The sequence below is a fragment of the Polaribacter sp. WD7 genome (genome assembly GCF_003335085.1).
GTDB lineage: Bacteria > Bacteroidota > Bacteroidia > Flavobacteriales > Flavobacteriaceae > Polaribacter.
The window spans coordinates 407,949-429,725 of record NZ_QPEJ01000016.1; the positions used below are offsets into that span (position 1 = coordinate 407,949).

Annotated in this window: 24 protein-coding genes and 2 tRNA genes; 24 read left to right on the top strand and 2 right to left on the bottom strand. The window is 30.3% G+C overall.

Features of this window, described 5'->3' with window-relative positions; genetic code table 11:
- Positions 1-41: 41 nt before the first annotated feature.
- The 22 genes from DUT90_RS05980 to DUT90_RS06080 all read left to right on the top strand — a co-directional run bounded on the left by DUT90_RS05980 (position 42) and on the right by DUT90_RS06080 (position 15,594).
- Complete coding sequence (locus DUT90_RS05980) at positions 42-473, top strand: hypothetical protein (protein ID WP_114426253.1); 432 nt, start codon at positions 42-44, stop codon at positions 471-473.
- Between the two features lie 11 nt (positions 474-484).
- Positions 485-757: a TIGR03643 family protein gene (locus DUT90_RS05985; RefSeq protein ID WP_114426336.1), complete on the top strand. Its 273-nt coding sequence runs from the start codon at positions 485-487 to the stop codon at positions 755-757.
- Between the two features lie 65 nt (positions 758-822).
- Complete coding sequence (folE, locus tag DUT90_RS05990) at positions 823-1,521, top strand: GTP cyclohydrolase I FolE (RefSeq protein ID WP_114426254.1); 699 nt, start codon at positions 823-825, stop codon at positions 1,519-1,521.
- 3 nt (positions 1,522-1,524) lie between these two features.
- Positions 1,525-1,752, top strand: a complete 228-nt coding sequence (locus DUT90_RS05995; protein WP_114426255.1) for a hypothetical protein — start codon at positions 1,525-1,527, stop codon at positions 1,750-1,752.
- Positions 1,753-1,824: 72 nt separating this feature from the next.
- Positions 1,825-2,040, top strand: a complete 216-nt coding sequence (locus tag DUT90_RS06000; protein WP_114426256.1) for a hypothetical protein — start codon at positions 1,825-1,827, stop codon at positions 2,038-2,040.
- Between the two features lie 7 nt (positions 2,041-2,047).
- Positions 2,048-2,731, top strand: coding sequence for an SDR family NAD(P)-dependent oxidoreductase (locus DUT90_RS06005; protein ID WP_114426257.1), 684 nt, complete (start codon positions 2,048-2,050; stop codon positions 2,729-2,731).
- Between the two features lie 5 nt (positions 2,732-2,736).
- A complete protein-coding gene (locus tag DUT90_RS06010) occupies positions 2,737-3,213 on the top strand; it encodes a glutathione peroxidase (protein WP_181858150.1) in 477 nt (158 codons plus the stop codon).
- Positions 3,214-3,219: 6 nt separating this feature from the next.
- The gene (locus DUT90_RS06015) at positions 3,220-3,408 is read left to right on the top strand and encodes a Lacal_2735 family protein (RefSeq protein ID WP_114426259.1); all 189 of its coding nucleotides are present in this window, start codon (positions 3,220-3,222) and stop codon (positions 3,406-3,408) included.
- On the top strand, positions 3,395-3,847 hold the full coding sequence (locus tag DUT90_RS06020; RefSeq protein WP_114426260.1) for a TspO/MBR family protein: 453 nt from the start codon (positions 3,395-3,397) through the stop codon (positions 3,845-3,847). Before DUT90_RS06015 ends, DUT90_RS06020 begins: the two co-directional genes overlap by 14 nt.
- Before the next feature lies 1 nt (position 3,848).
- Positions 3,849-4,313, top strand: coding sequence for an SRPBCC family protein (locus tag DUT90_RS06025; RefSeq protein WP_114426261.1), 465 nt, complete (start codon positions 3,849-3,851; stop codon positions 4,311-4,313).
- Between the two features lies 1 nt (position 4,314).
- Entirely contained in the window at positions 4,315-5,619 is a 1,305-nt protein-coding gene (locus DUT90_RS06030; protein ID WP_114426262.1) for a deoxyribodipyrimidine photo-lyase, read from the top strand.
- 288 nt (positions 5,620-5,907) lie between these two features.
- A tRNA-Thr gene (locus tag DUT90_RS06035) sits at positions 5,908-5,981 on the top strand.
- Positions 5,982-6,051: 70 nt separating this feature from the next.
- Positions 6,052-6,126: transfer RNA gene (locus tag DUT90_RS06040), tRNA-Pro, on the top strand.
- 312 nt (positions 6,127-6,438) lie between these two features.
- On the top strand, positions 6,439-7,044 hold the full coding sequence (udk, locus tag DUT90_RS06045; protein ID WP_114426263.1) for a uridine kinase: 606 nt from the start codon (positions 6,439-6,441) through the stop codon (positions 7,042-7,044).
- Between the two features lie 4 nt (positions 7,045-7,048).
- Positions 7,049-7,372: a septum formation initiator family protein gene (locus DUT90_RS06050; RefSeq protein WP_181858151.1), complete on the top strand. Its 324-nt coding sequence runs from the start codon at positions 7,049-7,051 to the stop codon at positions 7,370-7,372.
- A complete protein-coding gene (locus DUT90_RS06055) occupies positions 7,365-8,711 on the top strand; it encodes a methylmalonyl-CoA mutase subunit beta (RefSeq protein ID WP_114426264.1) in 1,347 nt (448 codons plus the stop codon). The genes DUT90_RS06050 and DUT90_RS06055 overlap by 8 nt, the downstream gene beginning before the upstream one ends.
- 5 nt (positions 8,712-8,716) lie before the next feature.
- Positions 8,717-9,049 (top strand): hypothetical protein, encoded by a 333-nt coding sequence (locus tag DUT90_RS06060; RefSeq protein ID WP_114426265.1) that lies wholly within the window; start codon positions 8,717-8,719, stop codon positions 9,047-9,049.
- Positions 9,042-11,105 carry a methylmalonyl-CoA mutase gene (gene scpA / locus DUT90_RS06065; RefSeq protein ID WP_114426266.1) on the top strand — a complete coding sequence of 688 codons (2,064 nt, stop codon included), beginning with the start codon at positions 9,042-9,044 and terminating at the stop codon, positions 11,103-11,105. The genes DUT90_RS06060 and scpA overlap by 8 nt, the downstream gene beginning before the upstream one ends.
- Positions 11,106-11,116: 11 nt before the next feature.
- Positions 11,117-11,293, top strand: a complete 177-nt coding sequence (locus tag DUT90_RS13340) for a hypothetical protein (protein WP_181858152.1) — start codon at positions 11,117-11,119, stop codon at positions 11,291-11,293.
- Between the two features lie 352 nt (positions 11,294-11,645).
- The gene (locus DUT90_RS06070) at positions 11,646-13,163 is read left to right on the top strand and encodes a GH3 auxin-responsive promoter family protein (protein WP_114426267.1); all 1,518 of its coding nucleotides are present in this window, start codon (positions 11,646-11,648) and stop codon (positions 13,161-13,163) included.
- A gap of 339 nt (positions 13,164-13,502) precedes the next feature.
- Complete coding sequence (locus DUT90_RS06075; protein ID WP_114426268.1) at positions 13,503-14,765, top strand: putative DNA modification/repair radical SAM protein; 1,263 nt, start codon at positions 13,503-13,505, stop codon at positions 14,763-14,765.
- A 34-nt stretch (positions 14,766-14,799) separates the two neighbouring features.
- On the top strand, positions 14,800-15,594 hold the full coding sequence (locus tag DUT90_RS06080) for a TIGR03915 family putative DNA repair protein (protein WP_408962306.1): 795 nt from the start codon (positions 14,800-14,802) through the stop codon (positions 15,592-15,594).
- Here DUT90_RS06080 and DUT90_RS06085 read toward each other — a convergent pair.
- Positions 15,589-16,155 (bottom strand): hypothetical protein, encoded by a 567-nt coding sequence (locus tag DUT90_RS06085; protein WP_114426270.1) that lies wholly within the window; start codon positions 16,153-16,155, stop codon positions 15,589-15,591. The genes DUT90_RS06080 and DUT90_RS06085 overlap by 6 nt on opposite strands.
- A gap of 102 nt (positions 16,156-16,257) precedes the next feature.
- Between DUT90_RS06085 and ccsA the strand changes: the two genes are divergently transcribed.
- Both ccsA and DUT90_RS06095 read left to right on the top strand, forming a co-directional pair.
- Positions 16,258-19,461, top strand: coding sequence for a cytochrome c biogenesis protein CcsA (gene ccsA, locus DUT90_RS06090; protein WP_114426271.1), 3,204 nt, complete (start codon positions 16,258-16,260; stop codon positions 19,459-19,461).
- A 132-nt stretch (positions 19,462-19,593) separates the two neighbouring features.
- On the top strand, positions 19,594-20,109 hold the full coding sequence (locus DUT90_RS06095; protein ID WP_114426272.1) for a DUF2892 domain-containing protein: 516 nt from the start codon (positions 19,594-19,596) through the stop codon (positions 20,107-20,109).
- Positions 20,110-20,164: 55 nt separating this feature from the next.
- On the opposite strand, the gene DUT90_RS06100 is transcribed toward DUT90_RS06095, so the two are convergent.
- Positions 20,165-21,775, bottom strand: coding sequence for a LysM peptidoglycan-binding domain-containing protein (locus DUT90_RS06100; RefSeq protein WP_114426338.1), 1,611 nt, complete (start codon positions 21,773-21,775; stop codon positions 20,165-20,167).
- Between the last annotated feature and the right edge of the window lie 2 nt (positions 21,776-21,777).

Genomic DNA, 21,777 nt, shown 5'->3' on the forward strand with positions numbered 1-21,777 from the left:
TTAAATAAAATAAGTTAAACATTATTATATTTGAATAGATTATGATTTACAATACAACACACAACAATAAAGAAGCTGATGCTATTTTTGAAGACTTACTGGGTAGAAAAACACCTTTTTTAAGATCTATAAAACTAGGAGGTACTGGTTCTAAAAGAATGATTATTGATGAGGTTGGTAATGGTTTTAAAAAATACATGAATACAGTTTCAGATATTAATTATGGAAATATAGAGTTAAGACCTAAGGGTATCTTAGTTCACATAAATAAAGGCCTAAAAACATTTAGTTGGGCTATTCCATTCTACCAATTACACACATATAAAACAAGCGGATTTAGCATTCATGCTCAGGGTAATTTTGTGCGTTTTAAGAATAATAAACTGTTAAAAGAAAATAAAAAATTTATAGCCAAATTGATAGACCTTAAGATAGAGTTTGATAAACAATTTGATTTTGATTTTACTCATTAATGTTATTTTATATGAAACTAGACGCTGTAGCAACAGATAGAATTATAGAAATGGCTTGGGAAGATAGAACAACTTTTGAAGCCATAGAGCTGCAATTTGGCTTAAAGGAACAAGAAGTTATCAATCTCATGAGAAAAGAGATGAAACCATCGAGTTTTAGAATGTGGAGAAAAAGAGTACAAGGAAGAAAAACAAAACATCAAAAATTAAGAACATTTGAAAAAGGTAGATTTAAATGTACTAGACAAAAAACAATTTCTAATAACTCTATAGCAAAACGATAATTAACTAATAGTGCTTTGCTTTTAAGTTTAGGGTACTTGAAGACAGCACAATAAAAAGACAACCGATGATTACAGACGTAATAATAAAGGAGAAAAAAGTATCAGAAAAACTAAACGGTTTTACCGTTGAAGAAGTTGGAGATGACCACTTGTATACAGGCGTAGAAACTCCGATGAAAAAAGATGCTTTTATACTTTCTGATGAAGACAAAAAAGATAAAATCTCAAAGTTGTTTGCTGAAATTATGGACGTCATGGGGCTAGATCTTACTGATGATTCTTTAAAAGGAACACCAAAAAGAGTTGCAAAAATGTACATAGATGAAATCTTTTCTGGTCTAAACCCTACCAACAAACCCAAACCCGCTCTTTTTGATAATAAATACCAATACAACCAAATGTTGGTAGAAAAAAATATAACTTTTTACTCTAATTGCGAACATCACTTTGTTCCTATTATAGGTAAAGCACATGTAGCTTATATTTCTTCTGGCAAAGTAATTGGGCTATCTAAACTTAATAGAATTGTACAATATTATGCTAAAAGACCTCAAGTACAAGAAAGGCTTACCAATCAAATAGCTGAAGAGCTAAAAACGATTTTAGACACTGAAGATGTGGCGGTTATTATAGACGCTAAACATCTATGTGTATCATCTAGAGGTATTAAAGATGATACTTCATCCACAGTAACATCATACTTTGGAGGTAAATTTACTAATCAAGAAAAAATTACTGAATTACAAAACACTTTAAATTACTAAGTCATGGATTTAATCAACAAAGCACTAGAGTTTGAAAAAAGAAAAATGAGATTTCCAACAACTAGCGATCGTATTTTGGCTTCTAGAGAAGCCAAGTCTCTAATTTTAAGTCTAAATGAGATTTACAAAAAAAATAAAGATCAAAAAATAATGGATATTATGAAACGTTTGACTGCAATTAAACAGCGAATTGAAAAGCGTTTAAAAGGAAAACCTCTTACAGCAGCATAATAAATTCAGTTTTTTCTTGCTTTTCTAACTTTTATATCTATATTGCCAAATTAGATAAACCAGAAACGCATAATGAATTTATTAGAGAGAGCCACTGAGTTTGAAAATAGAAAATTCTCTTTCAAAACTACAAGTGATAGAATCTTAGCTTCAAGAGAGGTAAAAGCTTTAATACTAGAGCTTAACGAAGTATACAAACTAGAAAAAGATCCTAAAATTATGGATCAAATGAAGCGCTTGACAGCAGTTAAACAAAAAATTGAAAAGCGCTTGAAAGGAAGACCTTAAAGCACTTATGAAAAAAATTATAATTATTGGGGGAAGTAAAGGAATTGGAAACGCAATCTCTACTTCCCTTTTAGATGAAAATGAAGTTATAAACATTAGTAGAACTTCACCTCAAAAAACGCATCCAAATCTTACACATTACACTTGTGATGTACTTACTGATAATTTTCCTGAAATAGAAGCAGCAGATAATTTAATTTATTGTCCTGGAAGCATCAATCTAAAGCCAATATCTCGCTTAAAACTAAATGATTTTAGAAATGATTTTGAAATAAACGTAATTGGTGCTGTAAAAGCCGTCCAAAAATATTTGCCCATTCTTAAAGAAAGTAATCAATCTTCGATATTACTTTTTAGTACGGTCGCTTCTAAGTTAGGCATGCCTTTTCATGCTAGTGTTGCCGCCTCAAAATCTGCCATAGAAGGTCTTACGAAATCTTTAGGCGCAGAATTAGCTCCAAATATTAGAGTTAATGCTATAGCTCCAACAGTAACAGATACAGATTTAGCCTCAAAATTACTACGTAATGAGCGCTTAATAGAAAACATAAAAGAGCGTCATCCTCTCAAAAAATTCTTAGACCCTAAAGAAGTAGCTGATTTGGCTACATTTTTAATCTCAGAGAAAGCAAGCTCTATTTCTGGTCAAATTTTTGAACTTGACTGCGGAATCGTAAGCTTCAAAATCTAATTTTTATGACACATAGCATATATGACATTGAGATTAATAGTCTCAAAAACACACCTATACAATTATCAGATTTTAAAGGAAAACATATTTTAATTGTAAACGTTGCCTCTAAATGTGGTTTCACACCTCAATACAAAGAATTAGAAGAATTACATACAAAATATAAAGACAAACTTATAGTTATTGGGGTTCCTTGCAATCAGTTTGGAAAACAAGAACCAGGAGACGCTTCTGAAATTCAAGAATTTTGTCAAGTAAATTTTGGTGTATCTTTTTTAATTGCCGAGAAAGTAGATGTTAAAGGCATTAATCAACACCCGCTATATACGTGGTTAACACAAAGAGAATTTAACAATAAAAAAAGTTCTTCTGTAAAGTGGAATTTTCAAAAATATTTGATTTCACCTGAAGGTAAACTAATCGATTACTATTTTTCCATTACTAAGCCATCGAGTTCAAAAATTACAAAATACTTAAATTAGAAATATATGTTTGGATTATTTAAGAAAAAAAGTCAATTACAAAAATATCAAGAACTCTATAAAAAATTAATGGAAGACGCATACAAATTACAATCTATTAATAGAAGTGATAGCGATCAAAAATATCTAGAAGCAGACTTGATTTTAAAAAAGATAGAATCTTTGCAAGCAAAAGCAATTGATGAAAAAACTTAAATATACTCTCTTATTTTTTATCATAAATTTTACGGGTTTAGCTATTGGTAATTTTTTTATGAATGGTGGTCCAAAGTCTGATTGGTATTTAAATCTAAACAAAGCACCCTGGACACCCCCAGGTTGGGTATTTGGTGCTGCTTGGACTTTTATTATGATTTGTTTTTCTATATATTTAGGAAAACAATTTTCAGAAAAAAATCGAAGTAAATTAATAAGTGTCGTCTTTTGTTTAGCTTTTATTCTTAACGTAAGTTGGAATTATATATTTTTTAATCAACAACTGATTTTCTTAGCCTTAATTAACATTACACTATTAACAACAGTTTTATGCTATTGCTTTTTTAATTTTAAGAATTATAATTATTTGTTGCTGCCCTATATAATTTGGTTGTGTATAGCAACCTCTTTAAACCTATATATTCTAGTACACAACTAATATGAAAATATACACATTACATAAAAAACAAAAATTACCCATCTCTGTTGATCAAGCCTGGGAATTTTTATCTAGCCCAAAAAATTTAAAAACAATTACACCCGAATACATGGGGTTTCATATTCTTTCTGGAGCAAATAAACCTATGTTTCCTGGTCAAATCATTCAATATATTGTTACACCTGTACTAGGCATCAAAACAAAATGGGTAACTGAAATAACCCATGTTAAAGACAAAGAATATTTTGTAGATGAGCAACGTTACGGACCGTATGCTTTATGGCATCACAAACATTTTATTAATAAAATTGAAGGTGGTGTAGAAATGGAAGATATTATAGATTACAAAATACCTATGGGCATTTTAGGCCAAATAGTACACCCTATTTTGGTAAAACCAAAACTTGAAGAGATTTTTAATTACAGGCAAAAAAAACTGATATCCCTTTTTGGAGAATACAAGTAAAATGAAAAAGACAATTAATATTTTTTGGTTTAGACGAGATTTAAGATTAGATGACAATATTGGTTTCTATAATGCCTTAAAAAGTGAGCACCCTGTGCTTCCTATTTTTATTTTTGATGAAGCTATTTTAGATAAATTGCCAAAAGATGATGCACGTGTTACTTTTATTTTTAATGAATTGCAAAAGATGAGAAAAACCTTGCAAGATGAAAATGATAGTAGTTTGGCCATTTTTTATGGAACACCAAAACAGATTTATCAAAATTTAATAGAAGATTACCACATAGATACTGTTTTTACCAATAGAGATTACGAACCTTATGCAAGGGAAAGAGACAAAGAAATTAAAGGGTTATTAACAGAAAAGAACATTAATTTTAAAACCTTTAAAGACCAAGTAATTTTTGAAAAAAACGAAGTGGTTAAAAAAGATGGAGATCCTTATGTTGTATACACTCCTTATATGAAAGTTTGGAAAGAGCAATTTAAAACCTATAATTTAGACATTTACTACACAAATTCTTATTTAAAAAACCTTGTAAAAAACACACGTTTACCTAACCTTTCCTTATCCGATTTAGGTTTTACAAGGTCAGGTATAAAAATTGAACAATACAAGGTTACCCCTACATTAATTCAAGAATATGAAGATACACGTAACTTTCCTGCAAAAGATGCCACCTCTAAATTAGGACCACATTTACGTTTTGGAACAGTTAGCGTTAGAAAAATGATAAAAAAGGCTACCGCAGAAAAAAACGAAATCTTTTGGCAAGAATTAATTTGGAGAGAATTTTTCATGCAAATTTTATGGCATTTCCCACATACTCAAAACAAAGCTTTTAAAGAAAAATATGACAGAATAGCATGGAGAAATAATGAAGAAGAGTTTAAAGCATGGTGTAAAGGAGAAACAGGTTACCCTTTAGTAGATGCAGGAATGCGCCAATTAAACAAAACTGGTTTTATGCACAATAGAGTACGCATGTTAGTTGGTAGTTTTTTATGCAAACACTTACTTATAGATTGGAGATGGGGAGAAGCTTATTTTGCAGAAAAATTGCACGATTATGAAATGGCAAGTAATGTTGGTAATTGGCAATGGATTGCTGGTTCTGGCGTAGACGCATCTCCATACTTTAGAATATTCAATCCTACAACTCAAATTAAAAAATTTGACAAAAACCTAAATTATATCAAAAAATGGGTTCCAGAATTTCAGGAACTTAACTATGTAAAAGAAATTGTAAACCATAAATTTGCTAGAGAACGCTGTTTAAAAGTATATAAAGAAGCTGTTTCTTAACTATAAAGATCCTTTTTCAATCATAGATTGAATTAAATAAGTTACTAAAAAACAAAACAATAGTCTACAAATACAAAAAAAAGAATACGATACAAAGCAACAAATAAACTATTTAACCGTTCTGAAACTAGTAAACAGAAATTACAAAAAAGTAAATTTTTGTTTTAATACATTTTTTATTCTTGATTAAAGCTTCAATTTATTTGAAGCTTTTTTTATGAAATTTTTTAAAATTTATCTTGGAGGTCATTAATTTTTATATTTTATTTGCGCTCGTTAAAAATAATAGCCGATGTAGCTCAGCTGGCTAGAGCAGCTGATTTGTAATCAGCAGGTCGTGGGTTCGAGTCCCTCCATCGGCTCAATTTAAAAAAAGTCTCAAAAAATATATATTTTGAGACTTTCTTTTTTTTATTTTAGCAACACTAATTTCGGGTAGTAGCTTAGTCCGGTTAAAGTGCTGGTCTGGGGGACCAGAGATCGGAGGTTCGAATCCTCTCTACCCGACTTTTAATGATAATTTAAATTTGTATCGTTTCTCTGTAATAGATTCTCAAAATTTTAATTAAACCTTAAAGAATCTTATTCATAAAACAGTTAAGTTCTTTTAAAATTAACACACTTATAAAAAACTTTAATCATCAGTATTTAAAAGATATCCTTTCAGTACTAAACAGATCGATCTATTACTTACGGAAGTATAGAATTTATAATACTTGAAAAATAGTTCAAAAAAGAACTTGTATAAGTATCACTAAAACCTAAAAATTTATAAAATCTTTATTATTTTAGTGGTTTATTTATTAGAATCATAATTACATGCTTATTATCGGAATTGCAGGTGGTACTGGTAGTGGAAAAACTACGGTAGTAAACCAAATTGTTAAACATTTACCTACAGATGAAGTCTGCGTCTTGTCTCAAGACTCCTACTATAAAGCTACTGACAATCTATCTTACGAAGAAAGAACTAAGATAAATTTTGATCATCCAAGAGCAATTGATTTTGAGTTATTAGTAAAACATTTACAACATTTAAAAAAAGGAAAAACCATAGAACAACCTATTTATTCTTTTGTCACACATAACAGAACTAAAGATACATTAATAACTAGACCTAGAAAAGTTGTCATTGTAGAGGGTATTCTTATTTTTAATAATGAGGAACTTAGAAGCTTGTTTGATATAAAAATATTTGTCCATGCAGATACAGATGAACGTTTAATACGCAGAGTTCGAAGAGATATTTCTGAAAGAGGTAGAGATATAGATGAAGTTTTAAATCGTTATCAAAATACGTTAAAACCAATGCATTTACAATTTATAGAACCTACAAAAAATTTTGCAGATCTAATTATACCTAATGACAAACACAATACAGTTGCTATTGATATTGTCAGAACAGTAATAAACGAACGATTGTAACTTGATGAATTTTAACAAAGTAAAAAATAGTAAAATTGTAAAAATTACAACAAATATATTTGTACTAATTGGTGTACCCTTTTTAATTTGGATGTGTTTTTTTGATGAAAATTCTTATGTTGTACATAAAAAATTCAACAATGAAATTACTGATTTGGAAAATACAATTTTATTTTATCAGAAAAAAATAGCCGAAGACAAAGCTATTATTAAAAGCTTAAAAGATTCATTACAGTTAGAAAAATTTGCTAGAGAAAAATATTTAATGAAAAAAGAAAATGAAGATATATATATTATAGAATTTGATACCTTAAAAAATAATGACTAAGTTCTTATTTGATGAATTTCATAAAATATCACCTGCAGCTTGGAAACAGAAAATTCAATTTGATTTAAAAGGTGATGATTACAATGACACTTTACTTTGGAAAACAAATGAAGGCATTGTTGTAAAACCTTTTTATACATCAGAAGACAGAACAAATCTAACAACTAAATCCTCTCAAAAAGATTTTAATATATGTCAAAGCATATTTGTTGATGATGAAAAAATAGCAAATTCATTAGCTATTGATGCTTTAAACAGAGGAGCAAATTCAATACAGCTTAAAGCTAATTCTACTTTTAACTACGCTATTTTACTTAGAAACATCAACCTTAAAAACACCATACTCTATTTTAATTTCTCTTTTTTAGACGCTAATTTTACCATTGAGCTTTCTAAACACATAAATTCTCAAAATGCCTATTTTCAAGTAGATATTATTGGTAATTTAGCAGAAACAGGTAACTGGTTTTACAACTTAAAAAATGATTTTTCCATTTTAGAAAACATCGTAAACAACACTACAAATAGTATTTCTGTGTCATTAGATTTATATCAAAATTCTGGAGCTTCTATTACACAACAACTTGCTTACACATTAGCTCATGCTAACGAATATTTGAATTATTTTGGAAGCAAAGTGGCTTCAAGAATTCATTTTATCTTTTCTGTTGGAACAAATTATTTCTTTGAAATTTCTAAAATTAGAGCTTTTAGAATATTATGGAAATCTCTTTTAAGAGAATATTCTTTAAATAATAATACTCATATTTTTACAACACCAACGCTAAGAAATAAAACTCTTAAAGACTATAATGTTAACATGCTAAGAACTACATCAGAATGTATGAGTGCTATTTTTGGTGGATCAAATACAATTGCTAACGTTGCTTACGATGCTTTTTTTCAAAAGTCTAATGAATTTGGTGAAAGAATTTCAAGAAATCAATTGCTAATATTAAAAGAAGAATGCCAATTTGAATCACCACAAAATTATGCAAACGGTAGTTATTACATTGAATCTATAACGCATCAGCTTGCAGAAAATGCTCTTTTTATATTTAAAGAGATTGAAAATTCAGGTGGTTTTTTAAAACAGTTGAAGTCTGGGAAAATTCAAGAAAAAATAAAACAGAACGTTTTAAAAGAAAATAATCAATTTCTGAATAAAGAATTGGTTTTGGTAGGCACTAATTACTTACAAAACAAGAAAGAATCACATCATTCTAAATTTGAATTATACCCTTTTGTAAAAGAAAGAAATATAAAAACCCTAATTCCTCCAATAAATCGTAACCGAATTTCCGAATTAGATGAAAAAAACAAATCCCCTCTAAAATAGTATTTATGAATAATCAAAAAGAAATTGTTACACTACAAAAAAAGCAAAAAAATATAAAAAAAGAAATACAAGTAGTCAAAAAGAAACTACCTACATATGTAATCGCTTTTTTATTTTTTGCCTCTATTAGTCTCTATTTTCTTGAAGAAAGGTTTTACAATTTTTTTGGAAATAGCGTTAAGTTAGTCATAATAATTATACTTATAGCCTCGGTTATTTTCCTTCTTTTCCTAATAAAATTATACATAAATATCAAAACAAAACAAAAAGAATCAAAAAACATCGGTAGCAAGCTATACAAACTTATGAAGTTGGAGGTTAAAAATGATAATGAATAGAAAAGATATTTCAAATATTAGACTAATAAATCAAAAATCTTCAAAATCAAAAGAATTTAAACATGAAGGTTTTGTTGCTGGTATTGCTCCAAATTTGAGAGGGCCGTATGCTACAATGTATGTAAAAAAACCTTGGACCATAAGACAATACGCAGGTTTTTCTACTGCAGAAGAAAGTAACCTTTTTTACAGAAAAAATTTAGCAGCAGGACAAAAAGGTTTATCTGTAGCCTTTGATTTGGCTACTCACAGAGGGTATGATTCTGACCACCAACGCGTAGAAGGAGATGTAGGTAAAGCAGGAGTAGCTATAGATTCTGTAGAAGATATGAAAGTTTTATTCAATCAGATTCCTTTAGATAAAATGTCTGTTTCTATGACTATGAACGGAGCAGTCTTACCCATTTTAGCTTTTTATATCGTAGCTGCAGAAGAACAAGGAGTTGCTCAAGAACAACTTTCTGGAACCATACAAAACGATATTTTAAAGGAATTTATGGTTCGTAATACATACATCTATCCACCTTCCCCATCTATGAGAATTATTGCTGATATTTTTAATTATACCAGCAAAAAAATACCTAAATTCAACTCCATATCCATTTCTGGCTATCATATGCAAGAAGCTGGTGCCACTCCAGAAATAGAATTAGCATATACACTTGCAGATGGTTTAGAATACATTAAAAAAGGGTTAGAAGCAGGTATGGATATTGATACTTTTGCTCCAAGACTGTCATTTTTTTGGGCCATTGGTATGAGTCATTTTTCTGAAATTGCAAAATTAAGAGCAGCAAGAATGTTATGGGCAAAAATTGTAAAACAATTCAATCCTAAAAACCCAAAATCCTTATCATTAAGAACACATTGCCAAACAAGTGGTTGGAGTTTAACTGCACAAGATCCTTTTAACAATATTGCTAGAACAACAATTGAAGCAATGGCTGCCGTTTTTGGCGGTACACAAAGCTTACATACTAATGCTTTAGATGAGGCTATAGCGCTACCCACAGATTTTTCTGCTAGAATTGCAAGAAATACTCAAATTTTTTTACAACAAGAAACATATATAACCAAAACTGTAGACCCTTGGGCTGGTAGTTTTCATGTAGAACAATTAACAGAAGATATTGCTAATAAAGCTTGGAAACTGATTGAAGAAATTGAAGATTTAGGCGGAATGACAAAAGCTATTGAAAAAGGAATTCCGAAATTACGTATCGAAGAAGCTGCTGCAAAAAAACAGGCAAAAATTGACAACGGAGAAGATGTTATTGTTGGTGTAAACAAATACCAATTAAAACAAGAAGATCCGCTACATATTTTAGAAGTAGATAATGAAGCTGTTCGTAAATCTCAAATAGATCGGTTGGCAATATTAAAAGCAAATAGAAACGCTAAAGAAGTTAAAAAAAGTTTAGTAGCTTTAACTCATGCTGCAAAATCAGGAAAAGAAAACTTGTTAGATTTAGCTGTAAAAGCAGCCAAAAACAGAGCTACTTTAGGTGAAATTTCTGATGCTTTAGAAGAAGTTTTTGGACGACACAAAGCAGTAACTAAAACCATTTCTGGCGTGTATAGTAAAGAAATAAAAAACAATAAACTCTTTGAAAAAGCTAAAAAACTAGCAGATAAATTTGCAAAATTAGAAGGCAGACGCCCTAGAATTATGATTGCTAAATTAGGTCAAGATGGTCATGATCGTGGTGCAAAAGTTGTGGCTACTGGTTATGCTGATTTAGGATTTGATGTAGATATTGGCCCCCTATTTCAAACCCCACAAGAAGCTACAAAACAAGCTGTGGAAAATGATGCGCATATATTAGGAATCTCTTCTTTAGCTGCAGGACACAAAACGCTGGTACCTCAAGTAATTTCTGAACTAAAAAAATATGAACGAGATGATATTATGGTTATTGTAGGCGGTGTTATTCCTCCCCAAGACTATCAATATTTATTTGATGCTGGTGCTGTTGGTATTTATGGTCCAGGAACTAAAATAGCTCAAGCAGCCATAGATTTGTTAACCATTTTAATTGACAGTATAGTAGAATAAAAATCCTAAACATGACCCAAAAAATCACATACTACTTTTTAATGTTTCTTGGAGGCTTAAGTATTCTTGTTGGTATTTTATCCTTTATTAAAGGAGGTGATTTCTCTGCATATTTCTTTGCTTTTTTTATTGGAATAGCACTCATAGGAACAACGCATTACAACAAGCAACAAAAGAAGCGTAAATAACATGAGTCCGGGATAAAAAACATTGTTTATCAGTAAATTACTATTTTTATTGTTTAAAACGGATGTCATTTCAACTGAAATGGAGAAATCTTAGTTTGTATATGAGGTTTCTCAATCACACTTTTACTTCGTAAGCTAATTTCAATTTAAATACATTTAAATTTCAGCAATGTTCTAAATGAAAATCATCTATTTTTCAACTAAAGAACACTCGTATAATAGAAAAGTTATATAGAACTACTCACGGAAAATAACTTTACTGTACTAATTTTTTCTCAAATGCATTCACTTTTAAACTATTACCGTTAATAGTTATCTTGTAAAATAACCATTTTTGTAAAAAATCAACACAATGGCAATCATAGGAAACATTATAAAAGGGGTAATTAGCTTAACAGATACACTTATTTCTGAAACAAATCATACGCAAGCACAAGAAAAGGTATTAAAAAACTTATTAGAAACAGCCAAAGACACTCAGTTTGGTAAAAAACATCAATTTAAAACTATACTTAATAGCACTAATTTACAAGAAGTTTTTGCAGATTCTGTGCCTTACTTTGATTATCATAAAATCAATGAACAATGGTGGTACAAACTCCACCAAGGCGAAAAAGACGTCACTTGGCCAGATGCTCCTTCTTATTTTGCCTTAAGTTCAGGAACCACAGGTAAAAGCAGCAAAAAAATACCCGTAACAGATGCTATGATTGATGCCATAAAAAGCGCTGGAATTAAACAGGTACTTTCTTTAAACAATTTTGATTTACCTGCAGATTTTTTTGAAAAAGAAATTATGATGCTCGGTAGCTCTACAGATTTACAAGAAAACAACAATCATTTAGAAGGAGAAATTAGCGGAATTAGCGCAAGCAATATCCCTTTTTGGTTTAAAGGCTACTATAAACCTGGAGAAAATATTGCAAAAATTGATGATTGGGATGAACGCGTATCTCAAATTGCAAAAAATGCAAAAAACTGGGATATAGGTGCACTAAGCGGAATACCAGCGTGGATAGAACTCATGCTACAAGAAGTCATTACCTACCACAATGTTGAAAACATTCACCAAATTTGGCCAAACTTAAAAGTATACACTTCTGGTGGTGTTGCTTTTGGTCCGTACGAAAAAAGTTTTAAGGCACTTTTAGGCAAACCTGTTACCGTTATAGATACCTATTTAGCATCAGAGGGGTATATTGCTACCCAAACAAGACCAGAAACAGACGCTATGCAATTGAATACCGAAAACGGTATTTATTTTGAATTTGTTCCAATGAATCCAAAATACATCAAACAAGACGGTTCTTTAAAGAAAAACGCACCTTCAATATCCTTAAAAGATGTAGAGTTAGATAAAGATTATATTTTAATAATTAGCACGGTATCAGGAGCATGGAGGTACTTAATAGGAGATACCATTAAATTTACAAACATAGAAAAAGCAGAAATCAAAATTACTGGCAGAACCAAATTCTTTTTAAATACGGTAGGCTCTCAACTGTCTGTCAACAAAATGGATGATGCCATGAAACATTTAGAAGAAACATTTGCTACTAAAATTTCTGAGTATACCATCTGTGCAAAACGTTTTGATGACGGAGAATTTTATCACTCTTGGTACTTAGGTACAGCACTGAAAGCGAGTAATACAGAAATCGCAAAAACCTTAGATACTTTTCTAAAAAAAGCCAACAAAAATTATAAAGTGGCCAGAAGCAAAGCCTTAAAAGGAGTTAAAGTTCAGGTTATTCCTGTAGAAAAATTTCATGCTTGGAGTGATCAAAATAAGAAAAAAGGAGGTCAAGTAAAAATGGAGCGTGTTATGAAAGAAAAGAAATTTAAAAAATGGGAAGCCTTTGTAAATTAGATGTTTTAGAAGCTGTTTCCAGCTTTTGCTACTCGCTTTTTTATATCAAATTTTGTAGTAGTTGCCTTTATAAAAGGTATTTCCATTTCTTTAATCAAGTCTCAAACTTAACAAGACATAAAAAAGAGCTCAAACAAGCCGCTCAATCTGGGCTAAACTTGTTTGCTTACTTGTAGAATTCTAGAAAAGGTTTTCTCCTTTTTTAAAAACATTTCATTTTGTGGAAAAGTATTATAACAACATGTTTTTCAAAAGCTGAAAATAATTAATTTCATGCAAGATTAACCTCAGCAAATTAAAGCTCAATATTTTTAAGAAACACCAAAAAACCAAGAGTTTATGTCTTTTGAACGCACTTTAGAAAAACTAAAAATTTTGGCAGATGCTGCAAAATACGACGTTTCTTGTTCTTCTAGCGGAAGCAAAAGATCAAATACAAACAAAGGTTTAGGAAATGCTACAGGAATGGGAATTTGCCATTCGTACACAGAAGATGGTAGGTGTGTTTCTTTGTTAAAAATTTTATTGACAAACTATTGCATTTTCGACTGTGCCTATTGTGTTACAAGAAAAAGTAACGATGTAAAAAGAGCTGCTTTTCAGGTACAAGAAGTAGTAGACTTAACTATAAATTTTTATCGTAGAAATTACATTGAAGGTTTGTTTTTAAGTTCTGGTATTTTTAAAAGTGCAGACTACACTATGGAGCGTTTAGTTGCCGTTGCCAAGAAATTACGTTTGGAAGAAAATTTTAACGGGTATATTCATTTAAAATCTATTCCTGGTGCTTCAGATGAATTAATGCGTGAGGCTGGTTTATATGCAGATAGATTGAGTGTAAATATCGAAATTCCAACAAAATCTGGACTACAATTACTAGCTCCTGATAAAAAATTTGAAGATTTTATAAAACCCATGGACAAGGTAAAAAATGAAATCATCCAATACAAAGCAGAAAAAAAGATTATTAAAAGCACCCCAAAATATGCTCCTGCAGGTCAAAGCACTCAAATGATAGTGGGCGCAAGTGGAGAAAATGATTTCCAAATTTTAAAAACAGCAGAACATTACTATAAAAACTACAATTTAAAAAGGGTTTACTACTCGGGTTATGTTCCTATTAGTTATGATAACAGGTTGCCTACTATTGGCAGCGAAGTACCAATGTTAAGAGAAAACAGGTTGTACCAATCAGACTGGTTAACCCGTTTTTATGGTTTTCAAACCAATGAAATTGTAAACTTACAGCATCAAAATTTAGACTTAGACATAGATCCAAAACTAAGTTGGGCATTAAGAAACTTGCAGGAGTTTCCTGTAGATGTAAATAAAGCAAGTAAAAGAATGTTGGCTAGAATTCCTGGTGTGGGTATGAAATCTGTTGCCAAAATTATAATGGCAAGAAAATATAGGAGATTAAATTGGGAGCATCTTAAAAAAATTGGAATATCTTTTAACAGAGCTCAATACTTTTTAGTTTGCGATAGTCATCAATTTGAAAGAAGAGACTTAACAGCAGAAAAAATTAAAAGTTTTATCCTAAAAAATTCTAAAAGTAAATATGAAAAAATGTTAAGCCCTCAATTAAATTTGTTCACTTAACCATTATAGCTTCACTTCTTTTTAATATTTTTTAATGAATATAAAACCTAGGATGCAAGAAAAAACATTAGTATACGATGGTTCTTTTGAAGGCTTTTTATCTTGTGTTTTTTATGTTTTTGAGTACAAATTACAGCAAGTAACTATTCAAAATCAACTTACAAATCAAAATAGATTATTTTCAGAAAATGAAAGTATTATTACAGATTTAGAAAAATCTGACCGAGTTTGGCAAGGTTTAAAACGGAAAGCATCTACAATTACGTCAACCAAAATCTACTATGCTTTTTTAAGCGAAAAGGAGAATATAGAAAACATATTACTATCTTACATTCAATACATTTTTAACCATCAACAAAAGGTAGACACAGACTATACGAACCCTAGCGTTTTAAAAACCTCACAAGTTGCTAAAAATGTAAGCAGAGAAAAACATAGAATGGAAGCTTTTATTAGATTTAAACTTACCAAAGACACTATTTATTTTGCCAATATAGAACCAGATTTTAATGTATTACCCTTAATTTCTAAGCATTTTAAAAACAGATATGCAGATCAAAAATGGGTTATTTATGATATCAAAAGAAATTATGGTATGTATTACAACTTGCAAACGTTAGAGTTCATTAACATGGAATTCCCACAAAACTTTGACTTTACAAAAACAGACAATAATTTCTTTTCCGATAAAGAATTCCATTTTCAAAAATTATGGAAAGATTATTTTGATAGCACCAATATTAAAGAGCGTAAAAATATAAAACTTCATGTTAGGCACGTTCCAAAACGCTATTGGAAATATTTGAGTGAAAAACAACCAGATTTATGATAACACCTCTTTCATTTTATCTCTTTCTGCTACCAAAACCATTATTTCTTCTGGAGACAGATAATACTTTCTCATTCTGTTTTTATACACTTCAGAAATATCTGCATGACTTAGTATAAAGTTTTTTGTTTTTAAAATATAATCTTCCATTTTATGCTGTACCGCAAAATTGTCGGCAGCTCTTTCTGCTTTAACAATATAGTTTTCAGAAAACAAATACCTTATTCCAAACCAAATTAAATTCCACTTCCCTCTATTTTGATAATCCATAATGTGTCCTAATTCATGGCCTATCCAACCAATAAAAATATCATCAGGAATATCAAGAGTAGAAAACTCTTTGCCTGAAATTTTAAATTTCTGACTAATTAAAATCAAATATTTTCTATCCTTTTTAGGTTTAAAAAAGCTTCCAAAAGTAGGTCTTGCCTGCATTGTAGACTTTTTAATATTTTTTTTGATTTTAAACTCAATATAAACATCATTTAATTGCGGATAATAACGTAACGCATGTTGCACTTTCTCTTTGATTTTCTCAGGTATTATTTTTGAATTATCCATATATTTTTTAGGTATTTTAACACTTAAATATAAACTATCAGTAAAGGTTTTTTGTGCTTTTATGCGTAAATTTGTAACTCTTTTAAAAAGCTTAATTTCAAGATGAAAAACGCATTTAATTTTCTCTACTCTACTCGTTTAATGGCTATCCTTTTTTTTCTGTTTGCAACTGCCATGGGCGTTGCTACTTTTATAGAAAATGATTATGGCACACAGACTTCTAAAGCACTCATTTATAATGCATGGTGGTTTGAGGCTATAATGGTCTTTTTTGTGATTAACTTTTTTGGAAATATTTTTAGATATAGATTGCTTAGAAAAGAAAAATGGTCTGTTCTCATGTTTCATTTGGCCTTTTTGTTCATTCTCATTGGTGCTGGAATTACTAGGTATATAGGGTATGAAGGAATAATGCTTATTAAAGAAGGAGAAACGACTAATCAATTTTTGTCAGAAACTACCTACTTAAATGTTGTTGTTGATAATGGGCAACTTCAAAAGCCAGAAATTAATAAACCTATGTTGCTCTCTGCTTGGGGTAAAAACTCTTGGTCTTTTAGTGATGATTTTAAATCTGACGGCAAAAAACAAGAATTTACAATCAATTTAGTTGATTATATTCCATGGGCAGAAAAGAAATTAGTTGAAGATGAAAACGGAGTTGAACATTTGTTTTTTGTAGAATCTACAGACGGTACTAGACACGAACATTGGATAAAAAAAGGGACCATCCAAAATATTCATGGGGTTTTAGTAGGTTTTGATGCTCAGGATGACAATGCATCTATCAACTTTAAAAAACAAGATGGAAGCTTAAAAATAATAACCAAAGAAAATGGAGATTGGTTGCGTATGGCAGATCAAAAAAGAGGAAAATTAACAAAAGATTCTATTCAACATTTTCAATATTTAACCTTACATAATGTTGCTGGTTTACAATTTGTTGTGCCTAGACCTGCAGAAAAAGGTATGATGAAAACTGTAAGCGGTCCAAAAGATGATAAAAAGCTAGACGTTATTACGCTAGATATAAGTACTAATGGTGAGACAAAAAGAATTGAGTTAACAGGTGGTAAATTTAACTCTCAAGGATCTGAAGAAGTTGCTGTAGGCGGATTAAACTTTAGAATGCTCTATGGCTCTAAAATTTTACAGACACCTTTTTCTGTAAAATTGAATGACTTTCAGTTAGAGAAATATCCTGGATCAGAAAGTGCTGCTTCTTACGCCAGCGAAGTTACAGTTATAGACCCTAATGAAACTTTTGATTACCGTATTTTTATGAATCATATTTTAGACCATAAGGGGTATAAGTTTTTTCAATCTAGTTATGATTTATCTGGCCCCGTAGAAGAAACTCATTTATCTGTAAACCATGATTTCTTAGGTACTTTTATAACCTATTTAGGATACTCGCTACTCTACACAGGTTTAATTTGTATTCTTTTTGCCAAACATACACGCTTTGATACTTTAAAAAAGACACTAAAAAAAATACGAACTAAAAAAGCTACTTTAACCGCTATTTTATGTATCGTATTTAGTACAGTAAATTATGCACAAGAACACAATCATGATGAACATGATAATCATGATGGCCATGACCATGCACAACAAAGCACAACCGTTAATCATCAACAAATAAGGATAGCTGACAGACAAATAGATTCTATTTTACATGCAAATTTGATAGACGAAGATCATGCAGAAAATTTTAATCGATTGATTATCCAAGATGCTGGAGGTAGAATGAAACCTGCACATACTTTTGCGTCTGAATTGGTTAGAAAAGTAAGTCATACTGAAACATTTAAAAACATGGCTGCAAGTCAAGTGTTGCTTTCTATTGTAGAAAATCCGCGCTTGTGGTTTGAAGTACCTGTTATTTACTTAGAAAAAGGAAATACCAAAATTAGAGAATTTTTAAATTTAGAGACAACCACTGAGTATGCCAGATTATCAGATTTTATTACTCCGAGAGGTGAATATAGAATAAGAGAACAAGTTGCTGAAGCACAGAAAAAAAATGTCAAAAATAAGTTTGAAAAAGACTTAATAAAAATTGATAGAAGAATTGGTTTACTATACAGTGCTATCGGTGGTGGAATACTGAGAATCTACCCAATCCCGAATGATGAAAACAACAAATGGGTTTCTAAACCAGAAGCAACTAAAGCTGGTTTTAAAGGGATAGACTCTGTTTTTGTACGTCAGTCTTTACCAGTTTACATCAGTTTCTTACAAGAAGGGAAAAAAACTGGAGATTACACCAAAGCCAATCAAATTTTAAGTGGCCTACAAAAGTTTCAAAAGAAGTATGGTTCAGAAGTATATCCTAATGAAGAAAAAATTGATTTAGAAATATCTTATAATAAAATTCAGCCTTTTCAAGCACTAGCCAAATATTACGGCTATTTAAGTGTAGTGCTTCTCATATTTGTTTTTATTGAAATTTTCAACACTAAAAAATGGGTAAATACTTTTATAAAAATCTTAATTGGTGGTGTTATTCTCTTATTTTTATTACACACTTTTAGTTTAGGAGCTCGATGGTATATTAGTGGTAACGCTCCTTGGAGTAATGCTTATGAGTCTATCATATTTGTAGCTTGGTCTACAATGTTATTTGGTCTTTTTATAGGTAGAAAATCTACACTTACCATTGCTGCGACTACTTTCTTAGTAGCCATTATGCTAGGTTTTGCTCATCAAAATTGGTTAGATCCTGAAATTGCAAACTTGCAACCCGTTTTAAATTCTTGGTGGCTTTTGGTACACACTTCTATTATAGTAGCTAGTTATGGACCGCTTTCTTTAGGAATGATCTTAGGGATTGTTTCGCTCTTTTTAATCGTCTTCACCAATAAAAAGAACAAAAAGAAGATGGATATAAATATCAAAGAAATTACCATTATTAATGAAATGACCGTTACTGTAGGTTTAATTATGTTAACCATTGGTAACTTTTTAGGAGGTATGTGGGCCAATGAAAGTTGGGGAAGATATTGGGGATGGGACCCAAAAGAAACGTGGGCATTAATTTCTATAATGGTTTATGCTTTTGTTTTGCATATGCGTTTAATACCTGGTTTACGAAGTAGGTATACTTTTAATTTATGGACAATTGTTGCTTATGCTTCTATTATGATGACCTATTTTGGTGTTAATTTTTATCTATCTGGATTGCATTCTTATGCTAGTGGAGATAAAGTTATTACACCAACATCTGTATATTATTCTGTAGGATTTGTAGCTATTTTAGCTTCTTTAGCATACATTAAAAATAATAAATATTACAAAAAGTAACTTCTTGGTAAAAAAACCTAAAAAAAGAAATTTCATTAGAAGTTCCATAGAAATTTAGCAAGAAAATGTATTTTTGCCCTTTCATATTTAAATAACATCTCGACTATTTTCGGGTAGACAAATAAAAAATAAATGTTTCATAAAAATATAAAATTAGTATTAGCTGCTTTAATTACAGTTTGGTCTGTGTACCAATTTAGCCAAGGAAATATTATGAATGGAATTTCCATTCTATTATTAGCAGGAATTTTTGTCTTGTTTTATTTTAAAAACGAATTTATTTTATTGGCTTTTTTACAGTTGAGAAAGCAAAATTTTGACAGTACAAAAGAGTGGCTGAGTTATATAAAAAACCCTGAAGCTGCTTTAACCACAAAACAACAAGGCTACTACAATTATTTACATGGTATTATGTTAAGTCAAACTAACATTACACAGTCAGAAAAGTTTTTGCGTAAAGCTGTACGTTTAGGTTTGGCTATGGATCATGATTTGGCTATGGCTAAATTACAATTGGCAGGTATAGCAATGACCAAAAGACGTAAACGTGAAGCTACTACTTTAATGGCTGAAGCTAAAAAGCTTGACAAGCATGGTATGCTAAAAGAACAAATGCAAATGATGAAACAGCAGATGAAAAAAATATAATTTTATCTTTTCTATAAAAAAAATCCGCTAGTAGCGGATTTTTTTATAAGATGATTTATTTGAGTCTTTTAAGACTTAAATCTTTATTATACTTTACAATAAAAAGCCCTTTGTTTTCTGTTGTTCCAAGTAATTTATTATTATAATCAAATTTAGATTCGACTCTAAAAGATGCCCCATCTTTAAACGTAGATTTTAATTTTTTACCAGAAGCTAATCTTATTAAAATATCATAAGTAATATCAAAACCTTTTGTAGCATAAAAAGATGGTAAAGCATTATTGTTTTTAATGTATTGTGCATTGAATGTTTTTGTCATTGGCGAGTTTTCATCAACGTATTCATCACTTACATAAGTAAAGTTTACTCTAGCTAATTTTAAGTTATCTATTTTTTCAAATGCTTTTCCTTTATTATAGGTAAACACTCGCATTTGTAAGGAATCTGCCAAACTATTTGCACTATTTATAGCGTCAGAGACAATTACTTTATCATCTGTAGCCAACAAAAGCCAATTTTTTGTATCAGGTTTTAAAACATTTGTAAATCGTTCTCTAGGAATGTATCCTTCTTTTGGTTTTACCACATGCACTTTAGCAATAGAATCGTGCGCTTCTAAAGTAGATGCAATCATCTTAGATGATACATCTGAAGCGAATTTACCATCACCAACAACAATAATATTTTGGTTACTAATACTATCTTTTAAAAACGTTAAAAGTTCTTCTCTAAAAACTTCTTTTTCAGGAGACGTTTTGATCAATTTTGATGAGGTAAACTTAGATTGATTTTTAGAATATATTGGATATACAACTGGTGTTGATGTTTTGCCTGATAAAAACTGTGCTTCTTCATAATACAATGGTCCAATAATAACATCATTATCATCTAAATCTATATCTTTTAGTATCGTATTTAATTTAGTACTATTTCTACCTGTATCATATACGTTAACAGTTACATTTACCCCTTGCTTTCTTAAAGAATCTACTGCAATTTCTGACCCTAAGTAAAAATCTGTAACAATGTTGGCTAACCTACTTCTTGTAAATAATTCTTCTGCTTGTAGACTATCATTTTCTTCTGTTACAAAAGGTAACAAGAGAGCAACTTTAATAGAAATACCTTCTTTTATTACATCTTCATAAATGGTAATATTTGATGCTACTTCATTTACTATTGGTCTTATTTTGATAATTTGTCCTGTTTTTAGTCCTTCAGATAATTCTGGATTTAAAGCTAACAAATCAGTTTGTTTTACATTGTAGAAACGCGTTAAAGCATAAAAGGTATCTCCTTTTTTTACCTGGTAAATCACAAAATTTTTCTTGAGTTCTTCTAAAGCATCATCTTTTGCTGTTTCTTTTTCATTTATTGCTTTTTTGCTCTCAAGATGTTTCTTTTTATCTTTAACTATATTTTTATTAGGTTGTACTCTGGTAACACTTTTTTTGTTTGGAATTACTATTACTGTGTTTGCTGATGGTTTTCTAGCCACATCAGGGTTTAACCTTAACAAATCTTTTGTTTTCATATCCAATTTACTGGCTATAGAGCGCATTGTTTCTCCTTCTTTAACCTTATATTGAATGTATTTTTTTTGCTGTCCGCATGAAACAGAAAAGGTTAAAAAACAGCAAAGAATAAAAAATTTGAGGTGCTTCATGT